A 10,202-nucleotide genomic window follows, 5' to 3' on the forward strand; every position below is an offset into this window, starting at 1 on the left:
TCGTCAGGCTCATAACCTGAAGGCCGCAGGTTCAAATCCTGCCCCCGCAACCACTTCCATCATAAATCCCTACAAATCGACTGCTGATCGCCATGAAACACTGGCTCATCAGACACTTATGCACGTCTCGACTTTCGAAAGAGGGCCGGGCGATCACGTGCGTCTACGCATCGCCATGGCCTACAGGGCCGCCTCAAATGGTTTCTCCGATCCGTTCAGAACGAAGCTTGGAAACCAATGAGGAATATCATCATGCGTGATGACGCAGTGAGAATGCTGTCGGGGCCAAACCAGAGGGGCTGGTTGGCACGCAATACCAGATATGAACCAGAGACTGACCGTCTTCTGGTATGGAACATCATTACCTGGCGGTGGTGTCTGGCTACTACGGAAAATATCTTGGAACTCTGTCCGCTGTCCGTCCGAGGCTTCGGTGATCCAGGCGACATCTGGAAGGATGTTCGAGCTAAGGCCAACAGCCAGCTTTATGATCCGCAGCAACGCGGTGATGCTCCCGTACATAATCAAGAAAAACGCAGGGAATGGCTGAGGGAAAGCAGGAGACGAAAATGCCTTCCCGAACGCATTGAAATTTTTAACATAATACAGGGCCGGTGGGTTGCGGTCACTCAGGAGAACCTAGCGGAGCATTACTCGCGTTCATATTGGGAACCCATCGGGCTGCGCAAAGCGTGGGAAGAAATCGAGGCCGGCGCGGTTGCTGACCCCGAAGCAGAATTGACCCTGCAAGAGCATGCTGAATTTCTGGCCGAGCATCTTTTCGGAACGCGGTGCAAAAGCCCAGAAACTTCCGATGAGCGTATTTCAGTTATCGTAGAGGATTTTTATTCTGCACGGGAAGAGCAGGAGCGGGCGCCACCACCACCACCTCCTCCTCAGCAGCTTCCGACATTCGAGGAGCGGCTGGATGCCCGGATGCCCGGATGCCCGAAGTGCTCGAAATCTGGGCAGCCTCTCAGACAGGCCATATCACTTCACGGTTGGTGGTCGAAGATCTGCTTCATTATCAATGGCCATTGGCTGCGATCCATCAACGGGCACTTGTTCACGCCATGCGGCAGGCTGGATGGACCTTGCGGAGAAATGCAAAAACGAGGTTCTGGGTTAAAAACGCTTGAGGAAAATATCGCCCTTCCTCGTGAAGTATTCAGCGGGGAAGGGTGCTTATGTAGGGGGGCAAGCGGTATGTCGGCTTATCGCGGCAGGTAGTTCTTCTACGGAAGTTATAATCTCCATAACGGCTACCTCCTTTAGCAGCACAGCCTTCCAGCAACGCTGGCGAATTGCCGATCATAGCCATAGAGTTAGAATTCGCTCAGGACATGGTCGATTAGCGAAGGGGCGTGGTGCGGTTCACGGTCGTCGTGCTCGCTAATCGGGATGCTCCGTTAGTTCGACCGCGCTCCTCTCGGTCCAGTTTCCCTTCGACGCCAATTCGGTCGCGTTGACACCGGTTTTGACATCTCTATATATCGGTGCCAATAAGACCGATTTTGAAGCCGCTATGTCCCATCGTACCGTAACAACAGCGCGGGCAGCCGAAATTGTCGGTGTCGGATACGAAGGATTGCGCTCTTATCTGAAGAGAGGATTGGGCGGCCGTGTAGGAATGTTACCCGGCTTTCACAAGCCGGGCACTGACACCCACGACGATCCCAACCCGCGTGCGAAGTGGAAGCGTTTCAGTGTTCCCGACCTTTGTCTGTTCCGGATGGCAAAGCTGCTGATCGACGCGGGCTTCACTTTTGAGGCCGCGAATTCCGTCATATCTCGGCAGGATCGCTGGTTCGCCTTCGCCCACGACAGGAAGCCTGCTTCTCGGTTGATGGCGATCTGGCCGCCGTACGGCGACCACATCATCTACGAACCTGAACAGATGGAACTCCTGAAAAAGGCGCTTGAGGCAGCACCAGAAATCGTGACGCTGATCAATCTCGGCGAAGTGCATGCCCATGTCCTGGCGGCTCTCGGGAGTAAAGGCAGCCCGCAGGCCGACGCCGAGCAATCGGCGGCATGAGCGGCGTGACAAATCCAGAGTGCTGTTCGCCGCCATACCTATTGGGGTCTGAGGAGGCGAGTATGACCGATTATCGTAACGATGCCCGACGTGAGCTGGCACGCGCTAAAGACGAACTCGCTTCCATGGCCGATGAACGCCTGAAATATGCGGCGCTCGAACTTCGCATGGCAATGGAGTCGCTGACCTATGATCGCGCCTTGGCCTACGAGGACGAGTTTCCAGCCGCCGAATACGAGACCTGGCAACCACGCAAGGTGATGGCCATCCTCCTCGAAATCGATCCTGATGCCGACAAGGACAGCAACTGGGCCTTCGGGATTGAACCGTCGCTTGGCGTGATGCCAGATGTGATGAAGTCGCTAGGCACCGAGCGCGTCCTGAACATGGGGACGATCAAGCGTCACTATGACGCTTTGGGCAGCTATCTCCACGTGCCCACGATTAAACAGCGCAAGCACGGCGCAAAGGTCGATCCCGTAAAGTTTCGCGCGCGCTGCAAGGAGATCGCCGCCTACGTGACTGACGTGCTGGCATCGCCAGTGTGGAACGCGACGATGGGAACGTTCGCATCGCTCGGCTGCATGAAATGCGGCCACCCAATCCGTAAGCGCATGCCGCAAGGGAAAGCAGTGGTCGATGCGAAGTGCTTCGAATGTGGCGCGACCTACAAGGTGACCGATGCCGGAGAGGGCAAGGCGTGTTTCGCGCCGGACCAAGTTGAGGTCAAGTGCGCCAACCCGGAATGCAAGACGTCGATCTTCGCGTGGCGAAGCGAGATCGAGAACGGCAGGGGCTGGAAGTGCAAGGTCTGCGGCGGCAAGAACGACATCAAACTCATGATCCAGCACCGTCCGGCGACCGCCTTTGAAGCCACCAACTCCGCAGGAGGCGCGCATGATCCGGATTGATGTTCACCACCTTCTGGCCTCGCTCACCTATCTGGCGGGATCGCACAAGCATTTGGTCATGATGCGGTGGCAGCTCATCGAGAATGGAGGCATGGGCCAAATGGAGGTGCAGCGTTTCGTGGAGATGCGCGAGTGCGGTCGTCGGCTCGCTGTCATTGCGGACGGCTTGGACATGCCCGCTGGACGAGCCAGCGCCGGTCGGCTGTTGCAGAACCTTGACAAGGTCGCACCGTTTTGTATCGCCCTGACGCCCGATCGATTGAGTCTGGTCGCTGATGAGATAGCGATCCTGACTTCGGCTTTTCAGGATGAGATGGAAGCCCGATTGCTGTTTGCCTTTCCGGCCTCCAGCGCGCGATATTTCTCTACCGACCCTCTTTTCGGTGAATTGGTTGAGGATGCTTTTCCGGATGTCGCCTACGACCTCGCCGAGGCTGGCAAGTGCCGGGCGCTGGGGCGCTGGACGGCCACGGTCATGCACCTGATGCGCGTGCTTGAGTCGGGGCTAGCCGCGTTGGCCAAGCATCTGGATGTGCCGTCGGGCGAGAACTGGAACAGCGTCCTCGGAGCGATAGAGGGCAAGCTTCGCGAAGTCCGGCGAAGAGTCGACGGTCGGGATGAGGAGCAATGGGCGGCTGAAGCGGGCGTCCATCTACGTTTCATCAAGAACGCCTGGCGCAATCACGCAATGCACCCGCTTGAGCGGTATGATGAAGAGCGTGCGGCCCAGATATTCGAGAATACACGTTCGTTCATGCAGCACCTTGCCGGCAAGCTGGCGATGAGCTCTGCCGAGCCGTTTTCTGGCGGGGGGCTTGCGAGATGAGACCATCAGAGACGACGATCAAAAGGCTCTTCGCGATGTCGGGGAACCTCTGCGCCTTTCCAGGGTGCGCCTTGCCCATTGTAGAAGCCGTGGGAACGGTTACCGGCGAAATATGCCATATCCACGCACGAAATGAGGGCGGCCCCCGCTTCGACGCTACGCAGAGCGAAGACGAACGGCAGAGCTTCGCCAATCTGGTTCTGCTGTGCCGCCGGCACCATAAGATGGTGGACGCTGAACCCGACGTGTATTCAGCAGAGGCGCTTGAAGAGATCAAGCGGCTTCGAGAGGAGGAAATGGGGCGGCCCGAAGAGGCTACCGATGCCTTCTACGCGAAGATACTTCTAAGCGACCTTCGGCGTATCGAGGTTACCAACAATAGCGGCAATGTTGTCATTGACAGTCCCGGCTCCATCATAGCCGCAACCGTCAACGTGAAGAGTGTCCGTAAAACGGTGAAAATACAGCCGGCAGCAGGCACCATAGGGGCCGATTTGAAAGCAAGTCTGTATATTCAGTACATGATCAGTCGCTATAATAAATTCGCAAGCGCCGATAAATCGCGCGACACAAAATTCAGCTATGGCGCTATTACTAAGAATATTGAAACAAAATTCAGGGGGCCTTGGAGAATGCTGGCGATTGAGGATTTCGACGCCCTCTGCGCCTATCTTCAACAGAGGATCAGCCGAACACGCATAGCAAAAGCAAACGCGGCTAAAGGGTTCAGGGCTTTTTCCAGCTTCGAGGAATACGCCCAAACAGTCGGTTGAGTGATGGTTCGGCGTGACCAAGACCCGTTAGGACTTGATCCAATCTGCTGCGGCAGCGATGTGGATGACCGCGAGGAACAACATTGCGGTTTTTTGTATCTGGTTACGACAGCGCGCCACTCCTTGAGTGCGGTCCAGAAGTTCCAATGACTTGTCAACACCGATAGGCGCATTTTGGGCAGCAGATCAGCCCATTCCTTTATTTCATGAAAAGGTTATCGAGCATAGCTAGCATGACGGCGGTTTTCGTCGATTTGCTTCAGATTCATATAGAAAACTGACGTTTAGGGGGGGGAAGAAGAATGTCCGGTTATGAGCGAAATTGCCGATACTCGGACATCCCCTTTACTCGCATGGATCGAAAAAATATCCACTCGTTTTCAATAAGATCCGCAAAAATCTCAATTCACAAAGACGACCCTGAGAAGATACTTCTCACCCTAAATTTCTTGTCCCCAGCCAGCGGACTTTCTCCGGATCGCGGTGATCGAAGAAACTACTGGCTTTCTGATCGAGCAGGGCAATCGCTCTAAGATCAGCATTATCCAACGTAAAATCGAAAATTGCGAAGTTCTCAGCCATACGCTCTTTGCGCACCGACTTGGGGATCGCGACAATCCCGCGCTGGTTCAACCAACGCAGCACAACCTGAGCGATGGTTTTGCCATGCTTCTGCGCAACTGACTGAAGCAGATCATTCGAGAACAGCCCGTTTCGCCCCTCTGCAAACGGTCCCCAGGCTTCCGCCTGAACATCGTATCGCTTCAGAATTTCCAGCGCATCGTCCTGTTGGTGAAAAGGATGAAGCTCGATCTGATTGATCGCTGGCGTGATCTCGTTATGCAGCACGAAATCCACCAGTCGGTCAGGGTAGAAGTTACTGACACCGATCGCCCGGATGCGTCCCGCACGATACAGTTCTTCCATTGCGCGCCATGCTCCATAGACGTCTCCGTATGGGTGATGGATCAGCCAGAGATCGAGATAGTCTGTTTGGAGTTTGTTCAACGAGCGCTCAAAAGCAGCCTTGGCTCCCTCATAGCTCGCATCTTCAATCCAGAGCTTAGTGGTTACAAACAAATCGCCGCGGCCGATCCCATGGTTGCGGATCGCGTGACCGACCGCTTCCTCGTTGCCATAGGACGTTGCGGTATCGAGAAGCCGGTAACCGACATCAATGGCGTCCCGGACACTCCGTTCGCACTCGGCCGGGTCAGGAACCTGAAACACGCCGAAGCCAAGAGAGGGCATCTGGATGCCATTGTTCAGTGTCACTGCAGGAATGGTGATTGTCATGACTGTTCTCTCCGCGGTGAGGCTCAGCGATTGATAAGCTTTTGATATGAGGCGGGATAACGGGCCCCTTGAAGTGTGATGTCGTTAAGGGCCGGCTCAATTCGGGCCAGATCATCACGCGTCAGAATGACATCAGCTCCTCCCAGATTTTCTTCGAGGCGGGAAAGCTTGGTCGTACCCGGAATGGGAACAATCCACGGCTTCTGCGCCAGAAGCCACGCCAGGGCGACCTGCGCAGGCGTGCAGGATTTTTCAGATGCAATAGCTTTGACAAGATCAACAAGAGCCTGGTTCGCGGCCAATGCATCTGCTTGAAAACGGGGAACAGAGCTTCGGAAATCATCTTTGGCAAACACGACCTTGGGGGCGAGTTTTCCAGTCAGAAACCCTTTGCCAAGCGGCGCAAATGGCACAAAGCCTATCCCCAGTTCTTCAAGGAGCGGCAGAATTTCCAATTCCGGCTCGCGCCAGGACATCGAATATTCACTCTGGAGAGCTGCAACTGGCTGTACGGCATGTGCACGACGGATTGAATGCGTTCCGGCTTCAGACATGCCAAAATGCTTGACCTTACCCGCTACGATAAGATCTTTCACTGTTCCGGCAACATCTTCGACCGGAACGTTTGGATCGACGCGATGCTGGTAAAAGAGATCAATCCTATCAGTCCGCAGGCGCTTCAGCGCTTCATCTGCAACCTGTCGAATACGCTCTGGCCGACTATCCAATCCCTGTGCTGGTATGCCGTTTACGAACCCAAATTTGGTGGCAATCACGACTTGATTACGAACCGGCTCTAGTGCTTCCCCAACGACTTCTTCATTGATGTCTGGCCCATAAGCTTCGGCAGTATCGAAGAAAGTGACCCCACGCTCATATGCTGCGCGGATCAGGGCAATAGCATCCTTGCGATCGGTGGCAGGGCCATAGCCATAGCTCAGGCCCATGCAGCCGAAGCCAAGCGCTGATACTTCCAGACCACTCTGGCCCAACAGACGTTTTTGCATGTTTCTTGATCCCGCGTGTTAATCCTTGGGCATCTGCCCAGGCTCTAAACACGCAAATCATAAGCCCAGACTCATCAATCGATTAGACAAGGTAAATTTCTTGGGTCTATGAATTTTAGTCATGAAACTCATCAGAAGGCCCGAGTAAAATGCGGCGTGAAGAGCTTGGAAGTCTGGCCATGTTCATGGCAGTTGCTGATGAAGGCAGCTTCACCAAGGCCGCGGGCAAACTTGGCATTTCACAATCTGCGCTCAGCCATTCTCTTCGGCGGCTCGAAGCCAGACTGGGCCTACAGCTTCTTACGCGCACAACCAGGAGTGTGGCACTTACTGTGGCTGGGGAACGCCTTATAGAAACACTTCGTCCTGCCCTGGAGGATATTGACCAGAAGCTTGCCACCCTGACCGAGTTACGGGATCGCCCTGCTGGCACTGTTCGGATTACGACAAGTTCTCACGCGGCGTACACGGTGCTCTGGCCAGCTATTGATCGTCTCACAGACGAACATCCTGACATCAACGTGGAAATCAATATTGAAGGAGGCCTCGTCGATATCGTGGCTGAGCGATATGACGCTGGAATAAGGCTTGGAGAAAGACTGGAGCAGGACATGATTGCGGTGCCAGTCAGTCCACGCCTTCGGATGGCCGCCGTGGCCTCGCCATCATACCTGAGCGGAAAGACCATTCCGGAAACGCCGTACGATCTTGCGCAACACAACTGCATCAACCTGCGCTTGCCGACTTCCGGTGGATTATATGCCTGGGAGTTTGAGCGCGATGGCAAAGAGATCCGGGTTAAAACGCAAGGACAGCTTGTGTTCAACGATATCAATCTGATTGTAAAAGCTGCGCTCACCGGTCACGGTATTGCTTTCATGCTTGAGGATCATGTCAAAGATTACCTTTCTTCCGGAAGCCTGGTGCGAATTCTTGAAGAGTGGTGTGAGCCATTTGATGGCTATTATCTGTATTACCCAAGCAGGCGTCAGCCCTCTTCAGCATTCAATCTTGTTCTGGATGCCCTGCGATACAGGAGATGAATAAGGTTTGTTACGGGCGAAAGTCCCAAGTTTCGTCTGTCACGCTTCGCCTAACAATGTCTGCTTTCGGGCAACAACTATAAACGCTCAAATGACCGAGATGAGGCGAGAACAGCCGGTCGGACTTATCGCCTCGTGTCCACGACGAAGAACGCAATCTTTCGTTCTTAAACAGACTGATAATCAGATCATTCAACCTGATCACGAAATTGGCTAGGCGGACTGCCGAGAGTCTTGCGAAATGCAAACGCAAACGCGGATGCCGTGGAATAACCAAGTGCGTGCGCAATCACTCCAACTGGCATGCCTGATGCCAGCATGCCAACGGCGGCCTGCATCTGCACCTGCCGACGATAGTGGCTGAAGCTCATGCCGGTCTCGACTTCGAACAACCTAGCCAGCGTCCTACTGCTGGCCCCAGCCACATCCTGCCATTCGGATAGTGACCGGCCGTCCGCCGGAGAGGCCATCAGCGCATTAGTCACACGCCGCAGCCTTGCATCTGAAGGACGGGGTACACCCAGAGGTTCGGAGTGTGCCGATGCGATCTGGTCCAGCAGCACCGCCACCATGCGCGATGCTGGTGAAGGAACGGAATAATCTGCCGGGTATCTGGCAACCGCATCAATCAGTTCCTGCAACAGTATTGTAAGGGCGATGACGCGACAGGTTGGCAGAAAATCCCGGCACATCTCCGGCGCAATCAGCACGGCACGCAGCCTGCCTTCCTTGGGGCTATGAACGGCATGTACCACACCCGGTGGCACCAGGAGTGCCCGCCCGGGCGGTACCAGCCACTGGTTATCTTCGGTCGTGACGCGGATCACGCCATGCGTGGTCGCCAGAAGCTGTCCAAGATCAGCGTGACAATGAGGTTCGACATCCACAGCTTCCACATGATGCTCCGCATGCACACGCACTGGACGTAGCTCCGTGGGAGGGGTGCGATCAGCAAGACTGCTGGCCTGCAGGGATCGGGATTGCTTCATCTGGCAGATATTCGACAGTTTATGGCATCCTGTCGAGCGCGGGGTAAAAATCCAGCCTGTATAGCAGGGGGCATGACACGTTCTGCGAAAACGCTTCTGCCCTGGCTGATGATCTTCGGTGCCGGTATCTGCCTGCGTACCGGAATTGCGTCTCTCTCTCCCATCCTTGACCGTATCGAACGAACGCTTGCCATCTCCAACGCCGAACTGGGCTTGCTGACCACACTTCCAGTCCTTTGCATGGGGGGCCTCTCTCCGCTCGGGCATAGGCTGGAACGGCGACTTGGCCTGAAACGCTCCATGATAATGGCATTGGCGCTTCTGACGATCGTCCTGCTCCTCCGCCTTGATGGTGGTAGCTATGGACTGCTGCTTTTCACGGCTATCGGGGTGGGCGTAAGCGACGCGATCATCCGGCCGCTGCTATCGGGTTTCATCAAGGGTGAGTTTGCCTCCCGCGCACCGGCGGCCATGAGCGTCTATGCCGCCAGTATGGGCGTAGGATCGGCCGTGGCCGCTTTCGGAACGCCCCGCATCAGTGACGCCACCGGGGACTGGCCGCTGGGTCTGGCTTTCTGGGCGCTTCCCACGGCACTCGCCGGGTTCTGTTGGATACTATGGCGCGAGGATATCCCTGTGCCTGCGCGCTCCGCGTCACAGCCCGCTCTCACGATTAGCCGGAGCGGCATTCTGGGACTGACGCTGTTCTTCGGTCTTCAGGCCGGGATCAATTATGTCGCAATAGCATGGCTGCCGTCCCTGTATGGTGCCCTGGGCTATTCCGACCATACGGCAGGGCTTCTTGTCGCCATCATGATGCTTTTCCAGACGGGCATCAGCTTTGGCATGCATGTCATCATGCGCGCTCTCAAACTTACAACCATCAAGGCAGCTCTGGCTTTTTCCGGCCTCGCCATTTTCGGTACGTTCAGTCTGTTGGTTGCAAAGCCGGTGCCATGGCTGGCACCTCTGATGATCGGGATTGCGACGGGAGGCCTGTTCCCGGTAGCGCTCCTCCAGCCTCTGGATTTTGCGCGCGATAGATCAGAGGCGACACGGCTGGCTGGGCTAACCCAGACGGGCGGCTATCTGCTTGGCGGTATCCTACCGTGGATTACAGGTCTGCTGATTGATCAGATCGGCGTTGCCCCAGCACTCCTGACATTGCTGACTGGCAGCGCTGGCCTGCTTACCGTGGTTACGGTGCTGATCCAGCGCACTTATCAGAAATGACATAACCCGCCACGAATGTCTGCTTTCCGATCGATTGTGTTGAAAAACTCCACCTTGCGGTAATTGCTGCCTGCTGATTCAGTATC

11 protein-coding genes are annotated in these 10,202 nt (G+C 55.4%); 8 read left to right on the top strand and 3 right to left on the bottom strand.

The genetic code is table 11. The features are described 5' to 3' along the window. The 6 genes from ABF859_RS14880 to ABF859_RS14905 all read left to right on the top strand — a co-directional run. A partial coding sequence (locus tag ABF859_RS14880) for a hypothetical protein (protein ID WP_415528425.1) occupies positions 1–241 on the top strand: 241 nt, incomplete at its 5' end. Positions 242–252: 11 nt separating this feature from the next. Continuing rightward, positions 253–1,230 carry a hypothetical protein gene (locus ABF859_RS14885; RefSeq protein ID WP_415528426.1) on the top strand — a complete coding sequence of 326 codons (978 nt, stop codon included), beginning with the start codon at positions 253–255 and terminating at the stop codon, positions 1,228–1,230. 295 nt (positions 1,231–1,525) lie between these two features. Then, on the top strand, positions 1,526–2,038 hold the full coding sequence (locus tag ABF859_RS14890) for a hypothetical protein (RefSeq protein WP_415528427.1): 513 nt from the start codon (positions 1,526–1,528) through the stop codon (positions 2,036–2,038). 62 nt (positions 2,039–2,100) lie between these two features. Further along, a complete protein-coding gene (locus tag ABF859_RS14895) occupies positions 2,101–2,949 on the top strand; it encodes a hypothetical protein (protein WP_415528428.1) in 849 nt (282 codons plus the stop codon). Then, positions 2,936–3,775: a hypothetical protein gene (locus ABF859_RS14900; RefSeq protein ID WP_415528429.1), complete on the top strand. Its 840-nt coding sequence runs from the start codon at positions 2,936–2,938 to the stop codon at positions 3,773–3,775. The genes ABF859_RS14895 and ABF859_RS14900 overlap by 14 nt, the downstream gene beginning before the upstream one ends. Before the next feature lie 35 nt (positions 3,776–3,810). Continuing rightward, a complete protein-coding gene (locus ABF859_RS14905; RefSeq protein ID WP_415528430.1) occupies positions 3,811–4,548 on the top strand; it encodes an HNH endonuclease signature motif containing protein in 738 nt (245 codons plus the stop codon). Between the two features lie 435 nt (positions 4,549–4,983). Here ABF859_RS14905 and ABF859_RS14910 read toward each other — a convergent pair whose 3' ends face one another. Then, positions 4,984–5,844 (bottom strand): aldo/keto reductase, encoded by an 861-nt coding sequence (locus tag ABF859_RS14910; RefSeq protein WP_415528431.1) that lies wholly within the window; start codon positions 5,842–5,844, stop codon positions 4,984–4,986. 23 nt (positions 5,845–5,867) lie between these two features. After that, positions 5,868–6,851: an aldo/keto reductase gene (locus ABF859_RS14915; protein WP_415528432.1), complete on the bottom strand. Its 984-nt coding sequence runs from the start codon at positions 6,849–6,851 to the stop codon at positions 5,868–5,870. A 149-nt stretch (positions 6,852–7,000) separates the two neighbouring features. Here ABF859_RS14915 and ABF859_RS14920 point away from each other — a divergent pair, with 149 nt between their 5' ends. Further along, on the top strand, positions 7,001–7,894 hold the full coding sequence (locus ABF859_RS14920) for a LysR family transcriptional regulator (protein WP_415528433.1): 894 nt from the start codon (positions 7,001–7,003) through the stop codon (positions 7,892–7,894). Between the two features lie 188 nt (positions 7,895–8,082). Here the strand turns inward: ABF859_RS14920 and ABF859_RS14925 are convergent, their stop codons facing one another. Then, on the bottom strand, positions 8,083–8,883 hold the full coding sequence (locus tag ABF859_RS14925) for an AraC family transcriptional regulator (RefSeq protein ID WP_415528434.1): 801 nt from the start codon (positions 8,881–8,883) through the stop codon (positions 8,083–8,085). 72 nt (positions 8,884–8,955) lie between these two features. On the opposite strand from ABF859_RS14925, the gene ABF859_RS14930 reads away from it, so the two are divergent. After that, the gene (locus ABF859_RS14930) at positions 8,956–10,116 is read left to right on the top strand and encodes a CynX/NimT family MFS transporter (RefSeq protein ID WP_415528435.1); all 1,161 of its coding nucleotides are present in this window, start codon (positions 8,956–8,958) and stop codon (positions 10,114–10,116) included. Positions 10,117–10,202 lie beyond the last annotated feature (86 nt).

This window comes from Gluconobacter sp., assembly GCF_047722525.1.
GTDB lineage: Bacteria > Pseudomonadota > Alphaproteobacteria > Acetobacterales > Acetobacteraceae > Gluconobacter.